This window comes from Pseudodesulfovibrio indicus (genome assembly GCF_001563225.1).
GTDB lineage: Bacteria > Desulfobacterota > Desulfovibrionia > Desulfovibrionales > Desulfovibrionaceae > Pseudodesulfovibrio > Pseudodesulfovibrio indicus.
In genome coordinates, this window is sequence record NZ_CP014206.1 from 2,171,487 (window position 1) to 2,194,671 (window position 23,185).

Annotated in this window: 18 protein-coding genes and 1 other RNA gene; 9 read left to right on the top strand and 10 right to left on the bottom strand. The window is 59.3% G+C overall.

Annotated elements, in window-relative coordinates:
• Positions 1–5: 5 nt before the first annotated feature.
• Complete coding sequence (locus tag AWY79_RS09565; RefSeq protein ID WP_066802884.1) at positions 6–2,972, top strand: type I restriction endonuclease subunit R; 2,967 nt, start codon at positions 6–8, stop codon at positions 2,970–2,972.
• Between the two features lie 148 nt (positions 2,973–3,120).
• On the opposite strand, the gene AWY79_RS09570 is transcribed toward AWY79_RS09565, so the two are convergent.
• The 8 genes from AWY79_RS09570 to rfbF form a co-directional block, all read right to left on the bottom strand.
• Positions 3,121–3,612, bottom strand: coding sequence for an Hsp20/alpha crystallin family protein (locus AWY79_RS09570; RefSeq protein ID WP_066802885.1), 492 nt, complete (start codon positions 3,610–3,612; stop codon positions 3,121–3,123).
• A gap of 354 nt (positions 3,613–3,966) precedes the next feature.
• On the bottom strand, positions 3,967–5,823 hold the full coding sequence (locus AWY79_RS09575) for a tetratricopeptide repeat protein (protein ID WP_158509887.1): 1,857 nt from the start codon (positions 5,821–5,823) through the stop codon (positions 3,967–3,969).
• Positions 5,824–5,828: 5 nt separating this feature from the next.
• Positions 5,829–7,175 (bottom strand): protoporphyrinogen/coproporphyrinogen oxidase, encoded by a 1,347-nt coding sequence (locus tag AWY79_RS09580; RefSeq protein ID WP_066802887.1) that lies wholly within the window; start codon positions 7,173–7,175, stop codon positions 5,829–5,831.
• Entirely contained in the window at positions 7,156–8,013 is an 858-nt protein-coding gene (locus AWY79_RS09585) for an NAD-dependent epimerase/dehydratase family protein (RefSeq protein WP_066802889.1), read from the bottom strand. Before AWY79_RS09585 ends, AWY79_RS09580 begins: the two co-directional genes overlap by 20 nt.
• Positions 8,013–9,377 (bottom strand): lipopolysaccharide biosynthesis protein RfbH, encoded by a 1,365-nt coding sequence (gene rfbH, locus AWY79_RS09590; protein ID WP_335343119.1) that lies wholly within the window; start codon positions 9,375–9,377, stop codon positions 8,013–8,015. Before rfbH ends, AWY79_RS09585 begins: the two co-directional genes overlap by 1 nt.
• Positions 9,365–9,907 carry a dTDP-4-dehydrorhamnose 3,5-epimerase family protein gene (locus AWY79_RS09595; protein ID WP_066802895.1) on the bottom strand — a complete coding sequence of 181 codons (543 nt, stop codon included), beginning with the start codon at positions 9,905–9,907 and terminating at the stop codon, positions 9,365–9,367. The genes rfbH and AWY79_RS09595 overlap by 13 nt, the downstream gene beginning before the upstream one ends.
• Positions 9,900–11,009, bottom strand: coding sequence for a CDP-glucose 4,6-dehydratase (gene rfbG, locus AWY79_RS09600; protein ID WP_066802896.1), 1,110 nt, complete (start codon positions 11,007–11,009; stop codon positions 9,900–9,902). The genes AWY79_RS09595 and rfbG overlap by 8 nt, the downstream gene beginning before the upstream one ends.
• Entirely contained in the window at positions 10,991–11,764 is a 774-nt protein-coding gene (gene rfbF / locus AWY79_RS09605; RefSeq protein ID WP_066802897.1) for a glucose-1-phosphate cytidylyltransferase, read from the bottom strand. Before rfbF ends, rfbG begins: the two co-directional genes overlap by 19 nt.
• A gap of 349 nt (positions 11,765–12,113) precedes the next feature.
• Between rfbF and AWY79_RS18360 the strand changes: the two genes are divergently transcribed.
• Together AWY79_RS18360 and AWY79_RS09615 are read left to right on the top strand one after the other, a co-directional pair.
• The gene (locus tag AWY79_RS18360) at positions 12,114–12,827 is read left to right on the top strand and encodes a transporter substrate-binding domain-containing protein (protein WP_158509888.1); all 714 of its coding nucleotides are present in this window, start codon (positions 12,114–12,116) and stop codon (positions 12,825–12,827) included.
• Between the two features lie 202 nt (positions 12,828–13,029).
• Entirely contained in the window at positions 13,030–16,440 is a 3,411-nt protein-coding gene (locus tag AWY79_RS09615) for a hybrid sensor histidine kinase/response regulator (RefSeq protein ID WP_158509889.1), read from the top strand.
• 47 nt (positions 16,441–16,487) lie between these two features.
• On the opposite strand, the gene ffs is transcribed toward AWY79_RS09615, so the two are convergent.
• An RNA gene (gene ffs / locus AWY79_RS09620) (signal recognition particle sRNA small type) lies at positions 16,488–16,581 on the bottom strand.
• A gap of 161 nt (positions 16,582–16,742) precedes the next feature.
• On the opposite strand from ffs, the gene arsS reads away from it, so the two are divergent.
• The 3 genes from arsS to AWY79_RS09635 all read left to right on the top strand — a co-directional run bounded on the left by arsS (position 16,743) and on the right by AWY79_RS09635 (position 19,536).
• Positions 16,743–17,687 (top strand): arsenosugar biosynthesis radical SAM (seleno)protein ArsS, encoded by a 945-nt coding sequence (gene arsS / locus AWY79_RS09625; RefSeq protein WP_066802902.1) that lies wholly within the window; start codon positions 16,743–16,745, stop codon positions 17,685–17,687.
• A 49-nt stretch (positions 17,688–17,736) separates the two neighbouring features.
• Positions 17,737–18,660 carry a bile acid:sodium symporter family protein gene (locus AWY79_RS09630; protein WP_066802903.1) on the top strand — a complete coding sequence of 308 codons (924 nt, stop codon included), beginning with the start codon at positions 17,737–17,739 and terminating at the stop codon, positions 18,658–18,660.
• A 129-nt stretch (positions 18,661–18,789) separates the two neighbouring features.
• The gene (locus tag AWY79_RS09635) at positions 18,790–19,536 is read left to right on the top strand and encodes a DUF4198 domain-containing protein (RefSeq protein ID WP_066802904.1); all 747 of its coding nucleotides are present in this window, start codon (positions 18,790–18,792) and stop codon (positions 19,534–19,536) included.
• A gap of 43 nt (positions 19,537–19,579) precedes the next feature.
• On the opposite strand, the gene AWY79_RS09640 is transcribed toward AWY79_RS09635, so the two are convergent.
• Positions 19,580–20,017 carry a hypothetical protein gene (locus tag AWY79_RS09640; RefSeq protein ID WP_066802910.1) on the bottom strand — a complete coding sequence of 146 codons (438 nt, stop codon included), beginning with the start codon at positions 20,015–20,017 and terminating at the stop codon, positions 19,580–19,582.
• A 292-nt stretch (positions 20,018–20,309) separates the two neighbouring features.
• Between AWY79_RS09640 and AWY79_RS09645 the strand changes: the two genes are divergently transcribed.
• From AWY79_RS09645 to AWY79_RS09655, 3 genes are all read left to right on the top strand, one after another.
• Positions 20,310–21,530 (top strand): OmpP1/FadL family transporter, encoded by a 1,221-nt coding sequence (locus tag AWY79_RS09645; RefSeq protein ID WP_066802914.1) that lies wholly within the window; start codon positions 20,310–20,312, stop codon positions 21,528–21,530.
• 105 nt (positions 21,531–21,635) lie between these two features.
• Positions 21,636–22,376 (top strand): energy-coupling factor ABC transporter ATP-binding protein, encoded by a 741-nt coding sequence (locus AWY79_RS09650; protein WP_066802916.1) that lies wholly within the window; start codon positions 21,636–21,638, stop codon positions 22,374–22,376.
• Positions 22,376–23,086: a cobalt transporter gene (locus tag AWY79_RS09655; RefSeq protein ID WP_066802920.1), complete on the top strand. Its 711-nt coding sequence runs from the start codon at positions 22,376–22,378 to the stop codon at positions 23,084–23,086. The genes AWY79_RS09650 and AWY79_RS09655 overlap by 1 nt, the downstream gene beginning before the upstream one ends.
• Positions 23,087–23,185 lie beyond the last annotated feature (99 nt).

A 23,185-nucleotide genomic window follows, 5' to 3' on the forward strand; every position in this document is an offset into this window, starting at 1 on the left:
TCACCATGCCCAGCCAAACCAATGAAGCGGCTCTTGAGAGCCATATTGAAAACGCATTCCTTGCTGATGGATATGAAGCTGGGAATCCTGCCAATTTCGATTCGCACTTTGCGATTGATACCGAAGTGTTTTGGCGATTCCTGGAGGCGACTCAACCAAAGGAATTGGACAAGCTCTCCTCGCAACATAATTGGCGGCGCATGGTTCTTGAACGGCTGGACCGCAAAATCAAATCGGACGGAATTCTGTCCGTACTCAAGAAAGGGCTGTCCATTGACAATGCCCACCTGACGCTCCTCTACCGGGCTCCGTACAATGACTTGAACCCAGAGGTTATTCAGCTTTTCAAATCAAATATCTTCACCATCACCCGACAGGTTCACTACTCTGTCGGCGAGCCGCACAAGTCCGTGGACATGGTGCTCTCCATAAATGGTCTACCCATAGCAACCTTTGAGTTGAAAAATCCCTGGACCGGACAGAACGTCAATCACGCCAGGAAGCAGTATTGCAATGACCGTGACCCCAGAGAAACGCTTTTTCAGTTCAGGAGGTGTCTCGTTCATTTTGCCGTGGACCCGGACCTCGTGTTCATGGCCACCAAGATTGATGGAGCAAAGACCTTCTTCCTGCCCTTCAACAAGGGGTACAAATTCGGCAAGGGCAACCCGCCAAATATGCTCGGGCACAAGACCGCGTATCTGTGGGAAGAGGTGCTGACCCGCCTGAGCCTGACCAACATCATCGAGCATTTCAGCAAAGAGGTGGTTGAGAAAGACCCGAAGACGAAGAAAAAGACTCGGAAGCTCTATTTCCCACGCTACCATCAGCTCGATGTGGTTCGAAAAATCCTGGCGCATGCAAAGGCAAACGGGGTGGGAAACAGCTACCTCATCCAGCACTCGGCAGGATCAGGAAAATCAAACTCCATAACCTGGCTGGCGTATCAGCTCATTGAACTTTACAATCAGGCCGGGGCGACGAACATTTTCGATTCCGTGATCGTGGTCACGGACCGCAAGGTGCTGGACAAGCAAATACGCGACAACATCAAGCAGTTTGCCGAAGTCAAAAATATTGTCGCTCCTGCCTTCAGTTCACGAGAACTCAGAGAGAATCTCGAAAAAGGCAAAAAGCTCATCATCACCACGGTTCAGAAATTCCCCTTCATCGTGGAAGGCATTGAAGACCTTTCCGAAAGAAATTTTGCGGTACTCATCGACGAAGCGCATTCTTCCCAGAGCGGCCGAGCGGCAGACCAGATGAACACCAGCCTCGGAGAACGAGAAGAGGAAGAGGAAATGGATTGGCAGGACAAGATTCTTGCCGCCATGAAAGGTCGTCGTATGAATGCCAATGCCTCTTACTTCGCATTCACGGCGACACCTAAGCCTGCCACCTTGGAAAAATTCGGAACCCAGGACCGAGACGGGAAATTCAATCCTTTCCATCTCTACTCCATGAGGCAGGCCATTGAAGAAGGGTTCATCCTGGATATTCTTGCCAACTACACGACCTACAAGAGCTACTACAAAATCCATAAATCCATCGAAGATAATCCGATCTTCGACAAATCTAAGGCACAACGAAAGCTCAAGGCGTTTGTGGAGTCGCATCCTGATACCATCGAAGCCAAAGCCAAAGTCATGGTGGACCATTTCATCAGCAGCGTATGGCAAAAGAAAAAACTCAAAGGCAAAGCCAAAGCGATGGTGGTGACGCAATCCATCAACAGCGCGATTCGTTATTTCTTTGCCATTCGAAAAGAGCTGAATGAACGGAATATGCCCTTCGGCGCGCTGGTGGCGTTTTCTGGCGACAAAACAGTGGATGGAGTGAAGCACACTGAGGACTCGCTGAACGGGTTCCCTGGTGGCGAAATCGCCGAGAAGTTCAAGCTGGACGACTATAAAATTTTGGTTGTCGCCAACAAGTTCCAAACTGGATTTGATGAACCGCTCCTGCACACCATGTACGTGGACAAGCGGCTTCAAGGGGTTATGGCTGTCCAGACCTTGTCCCGCTTGAATCGCTGCAACGACAAGATGGGCAAGAAGGATACGTTTGTCCTCGACTTCTTCAACTCCGTGGAAGAGATCAAGAACGCCTTTGACCCGTTCTATACGGCAACATCCCTGTCTGAGCCAACAGACGTGAATGTCCTGCATGACATCAAGGAACAGCTCGACTTTACCGGAGTGTACGAATGGGATGAAGTTGAAGCATTCAACAAGCTCTTTTTTGAAGAGGCAGAAGCCGATCAGCTTTCACCAATTCTGGATACGGTGGTTGAACGATTTGAAGAAGACCTTGATGACGATGAAAAGATCGACTTCAAGATCAAGGCAAAGCAGTTCGTAAAAATCTACTCCCAGGTTGCCAGCATCATTCCTTTCGAAAACATGGAATGGGAGATGCTGCACTGGTTCCTAAAATTCTTGATTCCCAAGCTCAAGGTCAAGAACCCTGAAGACGATCAAATCGACGACCTCTTGAACAGTATCGACCTCTCGACCTATGGCTTACAGCGAAACAAGCTCGGCGCAAAGATCGAGCTGGACTCAGAGGAGTCAGAGCTTCCTCCCCAGAACCCGAACGTCAGAGGGGTTCATGGGGAACCGGAAGAAGACCCTCTCGATGAAATCATCAAGGTGTTCAATGAACGCCATTTCGATGGTTGGGACGCAACTCCAGAAGAGCAGAAAATCAAGCTGATTAACATCGCTCAACACGTTGTAAACAATCCGAAATATGCTGAGCAAGTTGCCAATAACCCGGACCAGCAAAACAGCGAGTTGGCTCTAAAGAAACTCATCAAGCTTGCCGTCAATTCTGAAAGAAAACGGGAGCTTGATTTATACAAGAGCTACGCGAACGACAAGGCCTTCGAAAGAACCTTTGATTCAACGATTGCAAGATTGCTTACCCATTTTTCGACTCAAGAAATTCACGATTTGGCGGCGGGTCGGTAACTCTGGCAATCAACGAATTCTGAACAACACAGGCAAGGGGCGTGGCTATAAGACTCTTCTCTTACCTCCTTGTGCATATACTCTGAGCATAAAGAAAGGCGGCAGGGAAACCCATACCGCCATTCTTGAAGTTGTGTAAGGCGAAGAGCTATTGTTTTTTGGATTCTTTTGCCTCAATTGCCGGAGTCGTATTGATTTCAATTTTCCTTGCCTTGAACTTTTCCGGCTTGGGCAGCGAGATCGTCAACACGCCTTTGTCGAAGGACGCTGACACATCTCCTTCAGCCACGCTCGGAGGCAGTCGGAATGCTCGGGTAAACGAACCGTAGCTTCGTTCGGAGCGGTGGTACCTGTTTTCTTTCGCATCACCTTCGAATTTTTTCTCGCCCTTGATGGTCAACAGACCGTTTTCCAGGGTGATCTCAACATCGGACGGATCAACGCCAGGAAGCTCGGCAGTCAACATCACGTGGTCATCGTTTTCCGAGATTTCCACTGCGGGAAAGAGGCCTTCATGACGACGGGTGTTCATTCCGTCGAGTGAGTCACGCCAGAACTCCTCAAAGAAGCTGGCGATATCAAAAGGCCCATGATTAACAAATCCGGTCAGATTTTTAGCAGGTGAATACTTGCTAAGCATGACAATACCTCCTGATATATTGTTTGGTTAAAGGGTTAAAGAGGCTTCTGCGACTATTAATAAATCAGCCGAAAAAGTTGTCAACATCTCCATGTGAATTTTTTTGTGAAAAAGTAACGTGGGCTTTGTGCTGAGAAAGGAGCCACCATCCTCTTGCCAACTGCTCCCCAAACTGCTACACCAAGGCATCGGAAGCAGATATAAAAAGTCAATGATTCTAGGGCTTGTGTGAGTGATTTCTAAAATCCTCTCCTCTCCGCCACGAATATCAAGGGGCTTACGAGAAAATCTCGTAAGCCCTTTTTCATTGTATCCGCCCGTAATGCTTTGGGGGGTTGCAGGCACCGCGCGGGGTCAGTCCAGCAGGCCTTCGCTTTTCAACATCTCCAGGAAAGCCGGGATGTTCACCACGCAGAGCCCGCGATGGTCCGCGTTGTCGGTGCTGAATATGGGGTATCTGTAGAATTTGACCGGGTAGTCCGCCAGTTGATCCTGCAGGTTGATGTCGGAGAAGGTGTGCCCCGTGACCAGGACACTGGGTTTGTTCAGGCAGTAGGCCAGGGCGTAGCGGGAGCTCGCTTCGTTGAAGACCATGACCCGGGCGCGGTTGATGATGTGGATTTTTTCCGTCTCGGTGAAATTGTGCGGATGAAAGACGTAGAAGCCGTTGTCTTGGAGGATTCGCTCCAGTTCGTGCTCTCCGACGGTCGACCGCATCTTGATTTTGGCCGCCGGTCCGTTGGCGTCGGCCTGGGACCGGTCGGAGCGTGAAAAATAGATCTTGTCGAATTGCAGGGCCCGCTGCGCCTCCTGCGAGAGGCTCGCCACCGGGGCGCGCAGGGCGTTTCGGGCCATGAAGCGGTAAATCTCCCGGTGACATTCCCTGGCATAGGCGTAGAGCACGTTGCTGGGTTCGGGGATGACGACGTGCCGCAACATCCTGGGCCGGTCCGGATGGATGATCCTGTCGCGATGAATATTCAATAATTCCAGGGTGTCGAATTGCCATTCGTGGGTCAGGGCCTTGGGAAACATGAATTTTCCGTCCCAAGGCCGGTTGCAGAGATACCAGGCGACGCTCAGTCCCTGCTCCATCCAATGGCCATAGTGGCCGCCCCAACCCCACATGAAGAGGACCGATTCCTGTTCCAGCTCCATCTCGCCTTTTCCGCGAGGGGGCTTGAAGAAGGGCAATGGGATGGGGAAATGCGCAAGCGTATCGTTGAATCGAAACCCGAAGAAGACCGACTGGGGGATGATGCGGCCGCTCCTGTCGTAAAGCGCCATGTGATCCTTGTGGCTGCAAACGATTTTCGCCTCGAAGGTTTTGGGTTCGTCCGGCACCACGCCGATCAGGGGTTTGGCCAGAGGGACCTCGGGCGCATCTTCGAACACGTAGGAATTCTGCTGCGACGAGCTGAAGGACGCCTTGATGTAGTAGTGAAGAATCTTGGTCAGGCACAGGTTGACCGTGGGGACGATGTCGATGGAGACGGCCCTCGGAATGGCGTGATCGATGGAGGGAACCGGAGCATTTCTCGGGATCAGCGCCGACTCCTTGCCGAGGCTCTTGAGCGTCTCTTCCTGTTGGTCGATGAACAGGGTGAGCACCAGCAAGTCCGTCAGCCGGTCGTTTATGTGTTTCTGCGCATCGAATGCGGACACCGTGAGCCCATGGTTCAACGCCTTTTGAAAGTTCGCCTTGAACAGGGGTTCCAGAAACATGTTCGCGTCGCTCGATGGGCAGCTCGCGTAGTGGGGCGATTTGCGGTGAAGGACCTTGCAATAGCCCAGGGCGCGCGCAAAGTTTCCCTGCTCGCAATAGATGCGCGCCAATCGTTCATAGCTTTCGGGCAGGTCCGGAAATGTGCCTTGGAAAAACAACAGGTGCTTTTCCGCATCCTCGAATTTCCCCTCCTGCAGCAGGGCGTCCGCATACCAGGCGTAGCCGTCGCTCAAGTTGGGGAACCTGTCCACGATGTGCTTGCATATCCTGGAGGCTTTTTCGTGCTGATCCTTGCGGGTCGCAATGCGGGCCATCCGCTCATAGAAAACGACCTGGTCCGGGAAACGGAGGGCGCCTTGCCGGAATATCCTTTCCGCCTCGTCGAGCTTCCCTTCTTCCACGAGGGCATTGCCAAGAGCGGCCAGCTCGATCGTTTCCGGCGCGTCCTTGGTTTTGTTCAGCCGGGGCTGGTTCGTTTCGGGCATGCTCATCATCCCTTCCCGCCCTGCACGGCTTCCCGGCTTCTAAGCCAGGACAGGGCGTTGTTCCTGCCGCTTAACAGGCTTTGGTCGCTCCAGAAGTAATCCCATTCACCGAAGCGGCCCATGGGGATGATGTTGTTTTTCCTGTAAAAGCCGATCACGGCCTCTCGCGCCTCGTATATTTCGGGAGTGAAGATGACGTTGGCGTAGGGGATGGGGCGGACATCGGTGAAGTCCACGTCCCGCTTGTCGATGACGTCCATGGCATCCAGTTTGGCGATGGTGTGCTCAAGGAGTGCCTCGAAGGAATCACGGCGCAACTTTTTCGGCGAAAAGTAAATTTCCGCCTGCAGGGAATGGCGTTTGTCCGGCGTCGTGGAGGAGCTCAGGCGGCTGGGGGAATAGACCCGGGCCGGCAGGATGTCCTCATCATAGATATAAAAGTACAGACCGGAAAACCGGGGACTGCTTTTCAGCCCGAGGGAAACGATGACCCCGCTGGTGGCCGACAATCGATCGCAGGCGGAAGTGATTTCCCGCGGCAGGTCCGGGGTTGCCTTGCACAGCTCGGGAAGGGGCATGGAGGAAAAGATGGTTTCGTACTGCGCGGTTTCGCCGGTGTCGAAGGTGATTTTGCGGGAGCGGGCGTCCAAACGGACGATAGTGTGGTCATAGAGTATGTCCACGCTTTGGGCCAGATGGCTGAAGAAGGACTGGAATCCCCCCCGGACCGGGTAACGGACTTCGTTGAAGTAGTGCTTTTGCGGGGGATTTCGCGACAGGGCCCCGACCATCACTTCCTTCAGGCTCGGATTGTAGAGGCGCGATCCGACCCATTTGTCTTCGAGTTCCGCCGCTTCCACGGTCCAGTACTTGCGAGTGTATTTGAGCGGGAAATTGTCGACGTAATAATCGCCGTATTGAGCGCGCAGCCATTGCTCATAGTTGTGATCATCGGACCGGGGGCGTCTTCCGCGCTTGATGAAATCCAGGATGCACCTGGATTTGACGGAAAAGGGCAGGGGAGCGAGGTTGGTTATTATCGGATGCGTGACCCAGTGTCGGCTCCAATAATTGGTTATGGCGAAATTGTTGTGGGTCTCAAAGTCCGTGGCCTCGGCAAAAATCCGATTGACCCAGGTCTCCTTGCTGAATGCCGCGTGGATGAATTTGTCGAAGGTATAGCCGTCGCGTTCGAAGCTGCCGCACAGCCCCGCGTAAGTGGCGTCCTTTTCAAGGACAACGGGAACGACGCCCTGCTCTTGCAAGGTGTAGGCGCAGGCCAACCCCGCAGGCCCGGCCCCGATGACGGCAATATCCCGGTCGATGCCGCCGCTATAACTGGAGGTCGGCATATTTGGTCCCATCGCCCCAAATGGCCATCGGTTCATGGGTGTTGTACGGATAGTGGCCCAGATTGAGGTGAATCGAGGCGTTCATCCGTTCGATTGTCGTCTCTGCCAGGGTGCGAAGGGAAGTGGGGGTCCCGGAGCATATGTTGTAAATGCCCTCGGCTTCGGCTGCCGCCGCCAATTTGGCGATCCGGTCTGCGGCGACGACCACGGGGATGAAGTCCCGCAGCTGCTCCCCCGCCGACATGTTGAACGACTTCTCGTTGTTCTTGATGGCGGAAATCAGCTGCGCCAGGAACGTACCCTTGTTCTGCCCTTCGCCATACACGTTGAACAGCCTGCACCAGCAAAGGGAAAAGCCCGTGGCGTCCTGTGCGAGCAGGGCGAGCATCTTTCTGAGCGTGTCCTTGGCGATGCTGTACGGAGTGGTGGGGTCCGACAAGGCTTCCTCCTTCATGCAGCCGTCGTGGTTACCGTATTCCGCATAGGTCCCGCCTGCGTAGACGAGCCTCTTGAGCCCCGAGGCGATCATGTGTTTGTGGAATCTGTATTCCTCGAAGAGCACATGCTCGAAATGGGACGCCTGCGTGTAGTTGGGGAAGCCGCTCCACGCCAGGTGGATCAGCACGTCCGGTTTGTTGAAAAGCTCGTAGGGGTCGACCGTCCGGTCGTAGATGTCGTGCGCCATGTATTCCACATCGGAATACCATGAGGTCTTTCTGGCCTTTTCGAGGCTTGTGGACGTCGCGACGATCTCGTTTCCCGAACCATGGGATTTCACGAGCTCGGTGACGACGTGATTGCCTATGAATCCGGTCGCGCCGGTGATCAGTATGCGCATCACGCCTCCCGTCCGAATCGTTTGATGAACGCTTTGATCTGTTGGGCCATGTAGTCGAGGCGGGGGGCGTCCATGCCCGGATAGACTCCGATCCAGAGCGTGTTGTTCATGACGAAATCGGTGTTGGGGAGCCCGCCGACAACGCGGTATTCCTTGCCTTCCGTCAAATGATCAACACAGGGGTGTTTCAGGATGTTGCCGGAGAACAGATTGCGGGTTTGTATCTTCCTGCTTTCCAGGAACTCCGCCAGGTCGTTGCGGGTGAAGGGGGAATCATCCTTGACGCTCAATCCGAAACCGAACCAGGACGGCTCGGAGCCGGGTTCCGGCTTGATGAAGTGAACATGATCCCGAACCTCTTCGAGTGCGCCCGCCAGGTAGTCGAAATTGGAGCGGCGGGCGGCCACGAATTCCGGCAGTTTGGCCAGCTGGGCGCACCCTACGGCGGCCTGCATGTCCGTGGCCTTCAGGTTGTAGCCGAAGTGGCTGTACACGTACTTGTGGTCGTACCCCTCGGGCAGCTGGCCGAATTGTTTGGAAAATCTGTGCTTGCAGGTGTTGTCGGCGCCCGGTGCGCACCAGCAGTCGCGGCCCCAGTCCCTCAGGGAGAGCATGATCCTGTGCAACAGCTTGTCGCTGGTATACACCGCGCCGCCCTCGCCCGTGGTGATATGATGGGCTGGATAAAAGCTGCTCGTTCCGATATCGCCGAAGGTTCCGGTTTTCCGGCCCTGGTAGAGAGAACCCAGGGCGTCGCAATTGTCTTCAATCAACCAGAGGTTGTGCCTGGTGCAAAAATCCCTGACGTAAGCGATATTGAAGGGGTTCCCGAGGGTGTGGGCAAGAAATACGCACTTGGTCCTGGGGCTCAGCGCCGCTTCGAGTCTGGACGTGTCTACGTTGAGCGTCTCCCTGTCGATATCGACGAATACCGGGATGGCCCCATATTGGATGATCGGAGCCACCGTGGTCGGGAAGCAGGCCGCCACGGTGATGACCTCGTCTCCGGGGCGGATCATCCGCTCCCGCAGCAGGGGCGAGGTCAGGGTCATGAACGCCAGGAGATTGGCGGAAGACCCGGAATTGACCAGCAAAGCCTTTTTGACGCCCAGGTACTCGGCAAAAGCGGCCTCGAACTCGGCCGTGTATTTGCCCGCCGTAAGCCAGAAACAGAGCGCGGAATCGACCAGGTTGGTGAGTTCCTTTGCGTCGAATACCCTTCCCGCATAGTTGACCTGCGTCTGTTGCGGGACGAAGTCGGCGGGTCGCGCAAAGGCTTCTTCGTAGTATCTGTTCACAAGAGCCATTATCTCTGCGTGCAAATCCGAGGTGGTCGACATATTCAACTCTCTTACTTGAAGCATGTGTCGAATTGACTGAGGGGCGGGAACGACCGATCCCGTTCCGAGATGATCGGATCGGCGACGCCCCAGTCCTTGCCGAAGGAGTTCCACAGGATGCCGCTGTCGTGGGCCGGGGAATAACCGGTGGAAACCTTGTAGTGCATCGTGGTGTTGTCGGCCAGGGACAGAAAGCCGTGCGCAATGCCCGGCGGGAGATAGACCATGTTCGCCCGGTCGCCCGACAGGCGCAGCTCTGCGTACCGGCCGAATGTCGGCGAGGATTGTCTCAGGTCGAGGATGACGTCGAGCGCCTCCCCCCTTGAGCAGTAGACGAGTTTGAAATGATCCGTCGGGGGCGTCTGGAAATGCATGCCGCGCAGGACGTTCCTGTTCGAGATCGAGTAGTAGTCCTCGGCAAAGTCGCAGCAGAGGCCGTGCTTCTCGAACAGCTCCTCGCTGTACGTCTTCACGAAGAGACCGCGCGCGTCCGGCCTGACCACGGGCTGTAGTTCAAGGCAGCCAGGCAGCTCCAACTGTCTGAGTTCAAGCATGTTCGGTCCACCCCATCCCTTGGGCCACGGCCGCTTCGGCGTATTGAAGGAGCTGGGCCTTGGAAACAATATCTCCGGTGGTGTAATAGTCCTTGTACCATTGGATCGTCTTTTCCAGGGCCGGCGACACATCGCTCCAGACCGGTCTCCAGTTGAGGCTTCGCCGCGCACGGGTGCTGTCGAGATAGAGCAGCTTGGCCTCGTGCGGCTCGTTGCCCCCGGGTTGGTTGCATGTGAAGGTGAAGTCGGGCCAGATGTCCTTGACGGCGCGGACCACCTCCTCGACGGTCAGGTTGCCGTTCAGCTGCGGGCCGAAGTTCCAGGCCCCGACAAACTGCTTTCGGCCTTCGAGCAGCCTTTGCCCCAGCAGGAGATAGCCGCTCAAACATTCCAGGACGTGCTGCCAGGGGCGTGTCGATCCGGGGTTGCGGATGGTCATTTCGGTCTTACCGGTGATGGCCCGGACGATGTCGGGAATCAGCCTGTCCTCGGACCAGTCGCCTCCGCCGACGACGTTGCCCGCGCGGCAGGAGGCGATCAGCGGGCTTCCTTCCTTCGAGAAAAAGGACCGGCGATAGGCGGTGGCGACCAGCTCGGCGCAGGCCTTGGAGACGCTGTAGGGGTCATGTCCGCCAAGGCGGTCGGCCTCGCGATACCCCCAGTCCCATTCAACGTTCTCATAGCACTTGTCCGAGGTGATGATCACTGCGGCGGAAACGGAAGGGGTCTGCCGAACGGCTTCCAGGATGTTTGCCGTGCCCATGACGTTGGAGTTCAGGGTCAGCAGCGGGTCCGCATAGGATGCGCGCACCAGAGGCTGCGCGGCCAGGTGAAAAACGATTTCCGGCTGAAATTCCCGGAAGACATCGAGCAGCGTTGGGTAGTCGCAGACGTCGCCGATGACTTCCGGATGGCCCAGGTTCAGCAGTTCGTAATGGCTCGGCGAGGTCAACGGGCTCTGGCTGTAGCCGAAGACCTTTGCCCCCATCCGCTCCAGCCACAGGCTCAGCCAGGACCCCTTGAACCCGGTGTGGCCCGTGACCAGCACGGGCTTCCCCTTGTATATCCCCCCGAAAAGGCGTCCTATGTCCAGAGTTTCCACGGCGCTTCACCTTGCCACAGTTCTTCCAGTTTGACCTTGTCCCGAAGCGTGTCCATGGCCTTCCAAAAGCCGTCATGCTTGTAGGTGTACAGCATGTGGTCCCGCGAGAGATCCTCTAGCGGCCTGCGTTCGAGAATGGTGTCGTCCCCGTCCTTGATATAGTCGAAGATCTCGGGCTCGAAGACGAAGAACCCCGCGTTGATCCACTGCTTGTCGCCCTTGGGCTTTTCGAAAAATGTCTGCACCGAACCGTCGGAGTCGGCCACCACGCTACCGAATCTTCCCTCCGGCAGAACGGATGTCAAGGTGGCCACGCCTCCCTTTTCCTCGTGGAAGGCGAGCAGCTTGTTCATGTCGACATCCCCCACGCCGTCTCCGTAGGTGAGCATGAACCGCTCACCTTCCAGGTACCGCTTGGCCCGCAGGAGCCGTCCTCCGGTCATGGTGCCGTCCCCGGTGTCGACCATCGTGACCTTCCAAGGCTCGGCCACCTTGTTGTGAACGATGTACTCGTTGTTGGCTATGTCGAAGGTGACGTCGTTCTGATAGATGAAATAATGGGTGAAATAGTCCTTTATGATGTTGCCCTTGTAACCGAGCAGGATGACGAATTCATTGATGCCGAAAAAGGAATAGATCTTCATGATGTGCCAGATGATCGGCTTCCCGCCGATCTCGACCATGGGCTTGGGGATCAGGTGTGTCTCCTCGCTCAGCCTGGTGCCGTAGCCACCCGCAAGAATTACTGCTTTCATGTTATCTCCTTCCCGTATGTCGGAGCGCTCGGTTTTTTGCGTGAGATTAAAGCAAGATCGATACCAATGCCCGTCGGCTCTGCCTTCCCGGTGCGAGGGCCGTGGTGGGGGTTGCGTTTTTGACGCCATGGGCGAGCCTTCCCGCCGTCGCACGGACCGTTGCCGGGGGCGGCCGCGCGGGGCGGTCCCTGGACTCGCGTCGAGGGAAAGGGCTGGTCCGTCGGGGGACGCTGTGCTACGCTTGTTCTCGGCGGAGGGCCGTCTTGTGGAGACGGCTCGGGAATCCATTGGAGTTTTTGGGATGCGGAGTATTCCCATTGCATGTTTCCGGGCGCTTCTCTGTTGCCTGATGATAAGTTGTCTTGCCCGGCCGGCGGCAGCCCTGGACGAGGTCTACCACTGCGGCATGGCCTTGGGCTATCCTCCGTACCAATATCTCGATGAAGGCGGTGAGCCGGACGGGCTCGACGTCGAGGTCGCGCGAATGGTCTTCGAGCGCATGGGGGCGAAGCCCGCCTTTGAGCCGGGAATCTGGGACAACGTGGTCGCGAGCCTGCGTCTGGATCGGCTGGACTGTGTGGCCGGCATGGAGATCAACGACGAGCGCAGGGTTTTCTTCGACTTTACCACCCCCTATTACAGCCGCCGGGTGGTCCTCTTCGTCCGCGCGGAGGACCGGTCCATCAACGGGCTGAAGGACCTCCATCTGAAGGCCGTGGCGGGCGACCGCCATTCCTTTGTGGAACGGCGTCTTCAGGAGGAGGGGTTGCTGCGGACCGTGCGGATCGTCAAGACCCGCACCAAGGACGAGTCCATGCGCATGCTGCTCCAGGGGAACGTGATCGCGGTCATCGCGCCCAGGGCCGTGGGGCTTTCCCTGGCCAGGCGTTACGGCATGGCCGTGCGGGTCATCGACGTGGGCGATCCCGGCTCTCCGGTGGGGTTCGCCGTGGCCAAGGGCAACGCGGAGCTGCGCGACAGGATGGAGAACGCCCTGCGCGAGCTGGAACAGTCGGGGCTGTTGCAGCCCGTCCTGGACAAATGGCTGGGAAGTTCCTGGTAATCGTTTCCATGCCGCGCCGTCGGAGACGGGGCGAAGTCCCGCCACGAGGGAATCGAGGCTCCGGTCCGCCGCGTGCGGGCCGGAGCCTCGAATTTACCCCTTTGAGTGTTTCCTTTTCCGCCGTTTCCATATATATCGCGTAGATGATTATAATTGCATGAAGAGCCGCGTTGAGGTTCCATCGTTGCAAAAGGTCCCCAAAATGGCATTGAGCAAGAAACAGAGAGGGAGACGATCCCTGGTCCAGCACCTGACGGCGAGCCTCGTGGTCGTCGTTTTCCTTTCGTCCATTGCCATTTCCTCGGTCATCTTCGTGGTCCTCTTCCAGAAGTCGGAGGCGCAGTTCGAGCAGCGCGCGGACGAGGCCCTTACCCATCTCTCCAACAGCCTTGAATCCTACCTCTGGCACATGGAGGAGGAATCCGTCGTCAGCCTCTGCGAGACCTTCGCCAACATCGACATCGTGGTCTACATCCAGGTCAGGGACCACCGCGGCAACGAGATATATCGCTACGGCGAGATCACCAAGGGCCAGACCATCCTCAAGGAAAAGAAGGTCAGCTACGACAACATCGAGGTCGGTGTGGTCGAGCTGGGCCTGACGCCAGTGATATTCCAGGAAAAGGTCTACGAGACCACCTGGATCAGCCTGTTGTCCCTGCTCTCGGTGGTCATCGTCCTCGGCCTCTCGACCCGGATTCTCCTCAACCGCAATCTGCGAAAGCCGCTGGGGCAGCTCATCCGAAGGACCGAGGCCCTGTCCGAGGGCAAGTATTCCGAGACCTTCGAGGAGGAGAGCTTTCAGGAGATCCAGCGCATCCTTTCCAAGTTCAACGAGATGGCCGAGCAGGTCCGCTTGCGCGAGACCGAGCTCAGGGTCAGCGAGGAGAAGTACCGCCGGTTGTTCGAGACCAGCATCGAAGGCATCGTCATGATCAACGAGTCCTTGCGGATCGCCATGGTCAACCAGGTCTTTGCCCGGATGCTGGGCTATGCCGAGGAGGAGCTGGTCGGCATGGAGGTGACGGACATCATCGACAAGGACGATCTGGAAGAGCACGCCCTTGAGGTGGAGAAGCGGCGCTCCGGCCTGGCCTCGCAATACGAGCGGCGGTTCGTGCGCAAGGACGGCAGCGACATCTGGACCCTGGTCTCGGCCACGCCCCAGTTCAACGACAAGAACGAATTTTCCGGCGTCTTCGCCATGATCACGGACATCACGGCCCTGCGCATCGCCCAGGCCGAGCTGAAAATGGCCTACGACGAGATGGAGCAGCGCGTCATCGCCCGCACCGAGGAGCTGAACCAGACCAACCGGCTGCTGACCTCGGAGATCCACATCCGCAAGCAGACCGAGAAGGAGATCATCAAGGCCAAGGAGGCTGCGGAAAAGGCCACCCAGGCCAAGAGCGAATTCCTGGCCAACATGAGTCACGAGATCCGAACGCCCATGAACGCGATCATCGGCATGACGCATCTGATCAAGATGACCGAGCTGACCGCCACCCAGCGCGACTACCTGAACAAGATCGACATCTCGGCCAAGTCCCTGCTCGGCATCATCAACGACGTCCTCGACCTGTCCAAGATCGAGGCGGGCATGCTCTCGGTGGAGGCCGTGGGATTCCGGCTGGACCAGGTCCTGGAGCAACTGACCACCATCGTCTCGCCCCGGGCCAACGAGAAGCGGCTGGAATTTCTCATCGACGTGGCCCCGGACGTGCCGACCGCCATACAGGGCGACCCCATGCGTTTGGCCCAGATTCTCATCAATCTGTGCAACAACGCCGTCAAGTTCACCGAGGAAGGGGCCGTGGTCGTGTCCATCTCCGCAGTGGAGCAGGGCCACGACGCGGCCCGGCTGCGCTTCACGGTCAAGGACGACGGCATCGGCATCAAGCCGGACAAGATCGAGGAGCTCTTCCAGCCCTTCACCCAGGCCGACGCCTCCACGACCCGCAAGTACGGCGGCACCGGCCTCGGACTGAGCCTGTGCAGCCAGCTGGTCAGCCTCATGGACGGGGCCATCGGCGCCGAGAGCGAGGTGGGCAAGGGCAGCCTGTTCTGGTTCGAGATCACCTTCCCCCTGTTCGACGAGCGGGACGAGGAAGTGGTGCTGCCGCAGGAACTGCAGGGCACCAGGGCGCTGGTGGTGGACGACAACCCCACCTCGCGGATCATCCTCAAGGGCATGCTGGAGCACATGGGGTTGACCGTGGAGCTGGCCAAATCCGGTAGGGAGGCTCTGGACAAGCTCCGGGCCAGCCAGGGCGACGACGCCTTCAAGCTGTTCGTGGTGGACTGGCGCATGCCCGGCCTGGACGGTCTCGAAACCGCCGAGGCGGTGCTCCGCGACGACGATATTCAGGTCAAGCCGCCCATGTTCATGGTCTCGGCCTACGGCAACGCCACCCTGGTCAAGAAGACCAACGAGCTGGGCTTCAAGGGTCTGCTCTTCAAGCCCGTGAACCAATCCTTCCTTTTCAACCTGGTGGTGGAGACCCTTGGCAAGGGCATGGTCACCCTGCGGATGCCGTCCGCGCAGGAGCAACCTCTGGCCGGGCTGGCCGGGGCGCGTATCCTGCTGGTGGAGGACAACGAGATCAACCGCCAGGTGGCTTTGGAGATACTGGGCTCGGTCGGCGTGGAGGTTTACGAGGCCTTTAATGGCGAGAACGCCTTGGAATTTTTGGATAAGCATGAGGTGGATCTGGTGCTCATGGACATCCAGATGCCGGTCATGGACGGTCACGAGGCCACCAGGCGCATCCGCGGTCAGGAGCGGTTCAAGGACCTGCCGATCATCGCCATGACCGCCCACGCCATGGTCGCGGATATCGAGAAGAGCCGAGATGTCGGCATGAACGACCACATCGCCAAGCCGTTCGAGCCGGACGATCTGTTTGCCGTGCTTCTCAAGTGGCTCAGCCCCAAGGGGGAGGAAGAGGGAGCCGGGCAGCCGGAACAGAGCACGGTTGAATCGCAGCCCGCCAAGAGCCTGACCGTCCCCCTGGTGATGGCGGGCATCGACGTGGAGCTCGGGCTGAAGCGGGCCAGGGGCAACGAGAAGCTCTACCGCACGCTGCTGCTCCTGCTGGATGAGAAGTATGCCGACGCCGCCGAGCAGATCGCCACGGCCCTCAAGGAGAACCGGCGGCAGGACGCCGTGGCCCTGGCCCACTCGGTCAAGGGGACCTCGGGGATGCTGGGGGCCATGGAGCTCTTCGAAGCCGCCTCGGAGTTGGAGAAGGGGCTGGACGACGAGCACGAGGACGTGGTCGACTCTCTGGCCCTGTTCACCGCCAAGCTGGACCAGGTGGTGGAAAGCATCAGCGTGCTCAAGGCCGAGGGCGGCGAGGACTCCGGGTTGCCCACCGAGGGCAAGCCCGCTTCCGTCGAGACCCTGCTGGACAGCCTGGAAAAGCTCAAGCGGCCGCTGGCTCAGGGCGCGCCCGTGGAGTGCCGCGAGAAAAGCAAGGGCGTGCGCGAATTGGTCTGGCCCCGCGACTACCATGTGGATGTGGCGCAGATGCTCAAGCACATCGTGGAGTACGACTTCAAGAAGGCCCTGGCCCTGCTCGAGGAAATCTCGGCCAGGCTCGGCAACGAATAGTTTTCCCTTCCCAAATGAAAAAGGCGCGTTCATCGCTGAACGCGCCTTTGAGTGGAAACCGGACACCCGGGAGCAACCAATACCGCTGCTTCCTCTCGGATCTGACGGGGTTCTCGGCGCGACCGCCGTCCGGCTTCCCTCTGATCGGGAAGGGTTTTCCTACAGCGTTCCCGCCGGTTCGTCAACTCTTCCTTTGCGTTCCCGGCCGATGTTCCGGCGTCGGGCCTCCCCGCCGCAGGGTGTTGCCAATCCTGCGGGTTTATGCATATATTTAAATAATAACAACAAAAGGTGGACTCTATATGAACAGCTTTGACGCCAAGGTCGGCGGGCCGCTGCACGCCGCCGATCTGGATATATTGCAGGTCAACGTCGGCCTCAGATGCAACCAGGCATGCATTCACTGCCATCTGGAGTGTTCCCCGGCGCGGGACGAGGTGATGTCCGCCGAGACCATGCACCGCATTGCGGGCCTGGCCGACGCCATCCGCCCGAAGCTGGTGGACATCACCGGCGGCGCGCCCGAACTGAACCCGAACCTGCGCGGTTTCGTTGCCGCACTGGCGGACGCGGGCCATACGGTCCAGGTGCGCACCAACCTGTCCGCCATGGAGGAGCCGGGGTGCGGCGACTATCCGGAATTTTTCGCCGAGAAGGGCGTGGGACTGGTCGCCTCCATGCCGTGCTACCTGGAGGAGAACGTGGACCGCATGCGCGGCGAGCACTGCTACGCGAGCTCCATCCGCATGCTCAAGCGGCTGAACGGGCTGGGCTACGGCAGGGGAGAGGGTTTGACCCTCGATCTGGTCTTCAACCCCGGCGGCCCGGCGCTCCCTCCGGGCCAGGCGTGCCTGGAGCAGGACTACAAGCGCGAGATGGCGTCCCGCCACGGCGTGGTCTTCGACCGGCTGCTGACCATCACCAACCTGCCCATCGGCCGGTTCATGAAGACCCTCAAGTCCGAGGGCGGCGACGCCGAGTACATGCATCTGCTCGACAGCTCCTTCAATCCCGCCACGGTTTCCGGGCTCATGTGCCGCCATCAGGTGAATGTGGGCTGGGACGGGCGGCTCTACGACTGCGATTTCAATCAGGCCCTCGGGCTGCCCCTGGCCGACGGTGCGCCGTCCTCCCTGGACGAATTCGACCTTACGGCCATGGTGGAGCGGGTCATCGTCACCGGGCCGCATTGTCTCGGCTGCACGGCAGGGGCGGGATCGAGCTGCGGCGGGGCATTGGACGGCTGATTTTTGTCCCCGCATTGACAAAAACGCGCTTTTGGGCCACCCCACGGGCATGATTTTCGAAGCCGTACCCCGTCTCATCGAAAAAAACTTCATCCCCATCGCCGTGGCCCTGTGCGCGGTCGCGCTGGCCTATCCGCCTTCCTTCACCTGGGTGAAGCCGCACATCCCCCTGGGGCTGGGCGTCATCATGTTCGGCATGGGGCTGACCCTGGAGTTCGGCGACTTCGCCCAGATCCTGCGCAAGTGGCCCGTGGTCGGGCTGGGCATGGTCCTGCAATACGCCATCATGCCCGGGTTGGCCGTGGCCATTTCCTCTGTATTGGGGCTGCCTGCGGACATCGCCATCGGCATGATCGTGGTCGGGGCGTGTCCCGGCGGCACGGCGTCCAACGTCATCGCCTACCTGGCCAAGGCCAACGTCCCCCTGTCCGTGACCATGACCCTGGCCTCCACCTGCCTGGCCCCGGTGCTGACCCCGGCCATCATCTATTTCCTTCTGGAACGCCAGGTGGAGATCGAATTCCTGTCCATGGTCAAGTCCGTGTTCTGGATCGTGGTCTTTCCCCTGATCGACGGGCTGATACTGCGGCGGCTGCTCCGGCGGCGGCTGGAGCCGTTCCTGCGCTGGTTCCCGTCCCTGTCGATCATCGTCATTGCCTTGCTCATCGCCTGCATCATCGGCCTGAACCAGGCCACCCTCCTCGGATTGCCCTTCCTGGCCCTGCTGGCCGTGATCCTGCACAACGGGTTCGGCCTGGCCCTTGGCTACGGGCTGGCCCGGCTGGCGCGCTGCCAAAGGCGCGATGCCCGTACCCTGGCCATCGAGGTGGGCATGCAGAACTCCGGCCTGGGCGTGGCCCTGGCGGTGAAGCATTTCGGCGCGGCTTCGGCTCTGCCGGGCGCGCTTTTCAGCCTGTGGCACAATCTCTCCGGTGTGGCCCTGGCCAAGCGCTGGCGCTCCCTCGACAAATGATTCCTCCGGCGATGCGCTGAAGACCGAATCCTTTTTTTTGCTTGACGAGTGGCACGAATTTGATACGAGTATGCATCGATCGATCAACAATCTTGAGTTGTTCTACACACTGCTTATGAGGAGCGTATGATGAAAAAGCTGACTGCCGCCCTTGCGGCCCTGTGCGTAATTCTTTTCGCGGGCAATGCGTTCGCCCATTTCGGCATGCTCATCCCGGACACCGACGAGCTGACCCAGGAGAAGCGGACCGTCGAGCTGACCCTGTCCTTCTCCCATCCCTTCGAGGGCCAGGGCATGGTCCTGGAAAAGCCCGCCGCCTTTTTCATGACCGTGGACAACGGCGACCGCGTCGATCTGCTGTCCACCCTCAAGGAGACCAAGGTCATGGACTTCCCGGCATGGAAGACTGCGTATACCGCCAAGCGGCCCGGTCTGCTGACCTTCGTCTTCGACCCGGTCCCCTACAAGGAGGACGCGGAGAACAATTACATCCGGCACATCACCAAGGTCGTGGTGGACGCCTATGGCGAGGGTGAGGAATGGAACACGCCGGTCGGCCTGGATACCGAGATCGTGCCCCTGACTCGGCCCTTCGGGAACTATGCGGGTAACGTCTTCCAGGGCGTGGTCCTGGTGAACGGCAAGCCCGCTCCCTACACCCGCGTGGAAGTTGAGTTCTACAACAAGGACGGCAAGCGCCAGGCGCCCAACGACCGCATGGTCACCCAGGAAGTGCTGTGCGACGGCCAGGGCGTGTTCACCTTCGCTTGTCCCTGGAAGGGATGGTGGGGGTTTGCCGGTCTGAACACCGCCGAGAAGCCCTATGAGGGCCGTGAACTCGAAATGGGCGCTGTCATTTGGGTTGAAATGAAGTAATGAGCCTGCGCGTCCGGCAAGGGACCCTGGCGCGAACGCAACGTCAGGGCTTGCCGGGCGCTTTTTCCAGCATGCGGAGGAGGATGGGGGTGACCACTTCGTCGGGGATGGCGCCGCAGGCCGCGCCCGCATAAGCCCCCAGAATCGAGCCGATCACCAGGTTGGCTCCGTCCGGGCTGGCCGCCACCTGGAGCAGGGTGCCGGCCAGCGCGCCCAGGAAGCCGCCCATCACCCAGCCGTCGTTGTTGATCCCTCGATAGGGCTTCAGGCCGCGCCAGGTGCGCAGGCAGTCCTTGAGGAAAAAGCCGGTGAACCCCCCGAAAAAGGCCCCCAGAAGGGTCAGCAGCATGCCCGGAAACGCGGTGTGCAAGGTCAATCCGTAGCGGATGGACCCCTCGATGACGCCCGCCAGCGCACCCACGGCCAACAGACCGTGGAAGCTCTTCTCCTTGGTATCCAAAGTGGGAATCAGTTCCCGCATGCGCACCTCCGTTCCGTCTGGGAAATACTTTCCCGGTTTTCGGTCACCCCTTGAGGATTGCCAGAATTGTGCCGCCCGGAAACGGGTTTTTCCGGTTCGGGAAAAAACTGTTAAACAGCTGTTTGAAAAGGCTTTTCCGTTTTACATTTATTTGGTGCTCGTGTATGGATGGGCAGTTTGTGCAAAAAATAACATCAATGTTTCCGGGCGGGATGGCCCGCAGCATCTGGGAGGGTGGCGGAGACATTGACAAGACACCGCCGCAAGCGCGGCGACTGCCTAAGGGGGAAGGATGAAACGCGCATCCGCATTCTTTGTTTTCAGTTTCCTGGTCTGTCTGCTGGCGACCACTTCCATGGTCCATGCCGGAGGCTTCGCCCTGTACGAGTGGGGCAACCGTGCCCTGGGCATGGGTACGGCCAACTACGCCACCGGCAATGACGCCTCCGTGGTCGCCTACAACCCGGCCCAGATGACCAGGCTCGAGGGAACCAACGTCTACGCGGGCGTGACGGCCATCTCGCCGTCTTCCGACGTATACATCAACGGCAACAAGAACCAGACCCAGAACCAGGTGTTCCCGGTTCCTCACGGGTACGTCACCCACCAGCTCAACGACGATTGGACCTTGGGCGTCGGCGTCTTCACCCGCTTCGGCCTGGGCACCGACTACAACAACGACTGGGCCGGTTCGACCCTGCTCAAGGACGCCCTGCTCGAGACTTTCTCCCTGAACCCGAGCGCTGCCTACAAGGTCAACGACGACCTCTCCATCGGCGGCGGCATCGAGATCATCAAGGGCAGCTTCATCGTGCGCAAGGACTTGCCCGCGGCATTCGGCAGCGGCGGCCTGAAGACCGACGTGAGCGGCACCTCCGTGGCCTTCAACCTCGGTCTGCTCTACGACATCAACGATATGCTTTCCCTGGGCGTGTCCTACCGTTCTCCCGTCCATTTCGAGGGTGAAGGCAGTGCCCAAGTCACGGGCAACGGGTTCGGCCTGAACGCCGACGGCAACTGCAAGATGACCGCCGACTTCCCGGCCAGCTACAACCTCGGCCTCGGCTTCACGCCCATCGAGGACCTGACCATCGAGTTCGACGTGGTCTACACCCAGTGGGAGCAGTTCGACCGCATCGAGTTCGACTTCTCCGGGTTCACCCTTCCCGACAAGAGCGAGGACTTCAACTACAAGTCCACCTGGCGCTTCCAGTTGGGGGCTGAATACCTGTTCACGGATTACTTCGCCTTGCGCGCGGGTTACGTCTACGACCAAACCCCGACCCGCGGGGACTACGCCTCCCCGATGCTGCCTGCCAACGACCGCCAGATGTTCACTCTGGGTGCGGGCTACAACTGGGACAAATGGACGCTTGACCTCGCTGGCATGTACATCATCACCAAGGCCCGCACCGGCATGACCATGGCTGATGCAGCTGGCACTTCCTACAGCGTGGACTTCAAGGGCGGACGCACCTGGGGTCTGGGCACTTCCATCGGCTACAGCTTCTAGCGGCAGGGCCATGGAGAAAACGGCCCCCGCTCAGGCGGGGGCTTTTTTTTGTTCTTCCGTTGACAGTCTCCCCGAGGATGCTGAACTGTTGTTCGAGAGGAAATCATGATCGATCTGAATACCGTGACCTACGCCTATCCTTCCGGCGACGAAGTCCTTTCCGACATATCCCTGGTCCTGCCCAAGGGCGGGCTGCTCGGGCTGGCCGGGGCCAACGGCAGCGGCAAATCCACGCTGCTCGCCCTCATGGCCGGGTTGTTCGCACCCACCAGGGGATCCCTGGAAGTGGCGGGGCGGGTCAGTCCCGGCAACGAGGGGTCCATCCGCTCGGTCTGCCGTCTGGTCATGCAGGACGCCGACCTCCAGATCCTGGGGGCCACGGTGGAGGAGGACCTGCTCCTGGGCCGCAAGCGGTCCGGGGAGGTGGTGGAGGAGGCCCGGGCCATGGCCGAGCGGCTGAACCTGCTCAAGTACTGGGACCACCCGGTGCAGACCCTGTCCTGGGGAACCAAGCGCAAGCTCTGCCTGGCCGCGGCCCTGCTCGACAAGCCGCGCGTCCTGCTCCTGGACGAGCCGTTTTCCGGCCTCGATTATCCGGGCATGAAGGAGATGCGCGCCCTTATCCGCGACAACCGCGCCGCAGGGCTGACCCAGGTGGTGGCCAGCCACGACCTGGAGAGCCTCATCGACCTCGTGGACGGCCTGGCCGTGCTCGACAACGGCGTGCTGGCCCTGAACGGCCCGGCCGAGACCGTGCTCGACCGCGTGGCGGAACACGGCGTGCGCGCGCCCGGTTCGTGGACCGCCTGCCGGACCGTCGTCCCCTGGGACGGGGAGCCCGCCTGATGTCCCCGATTGCAGCCTTTGTCCGGGGGCTGGACCCTCGGCTCAAGTTGGCGGCCGCCCTGGTCATCGGCCCTTGTCTGTGGAAGGTCCACATCTTCATGGCGGTGGCCTGTGCCCTGTTCCTGCTCTTCCTGGCCGTGCCGCTGGCCGCCGGGCAAGCGGTGGGGGGGAAGATGGTCCGCAGCCTGCTGTCCTTCGTCCTGCTCTGGGTTGCGGTCAAGGGGGGGCTGGACGCGCTGGGCGGCGTCCCTTCGGAATACATCGCCATGGATGCGGCCCAGTTGTCGGTCCGGCTGACCGCGCTGCTCCTGCTCGGCCTGACCCTGGCCCTGTCCACCTCGGCCCGGTCCCTCGGCCTGGCCGTGGCCTGGGCGCTGCGTCCGGTCCTCGGGCGAGAGCGCGCCTGGCGCGTGGCCCTGTCCCTCTCGCTGATGGTCCATTTTCTGCCCGCCTGCCTGGCCTCCATGTCCCAGGTCCGCGAGGTGGCGGCCCGGCGCTGTCCGGAGGCGGGGTTCTTCGCCCGCATGCGCATCGTGCCCCAGGCCGTGATCCGCAACCTCGGCCAAAAAACCTGGAACCAGACCCTGGCCGTGGCCTGTCGCCGCCTGGACGGCGCCGATGCCTGGGCTTCGGACTTCGTCTGGACGGGGCGCGACTGGATTGCCGCTTCGTTCCTGCTCCCCGTCGTGGCCCTGATGCTTTTTCTCTAGCCCTTTCCGTCCATATTGACGGGCCGAGCCGTCCTGCCCTAGAGTTTTTCGACCAATGTGGCTCTTTTCTCTGTTCATCGGACCAAATCAGCCCCATGG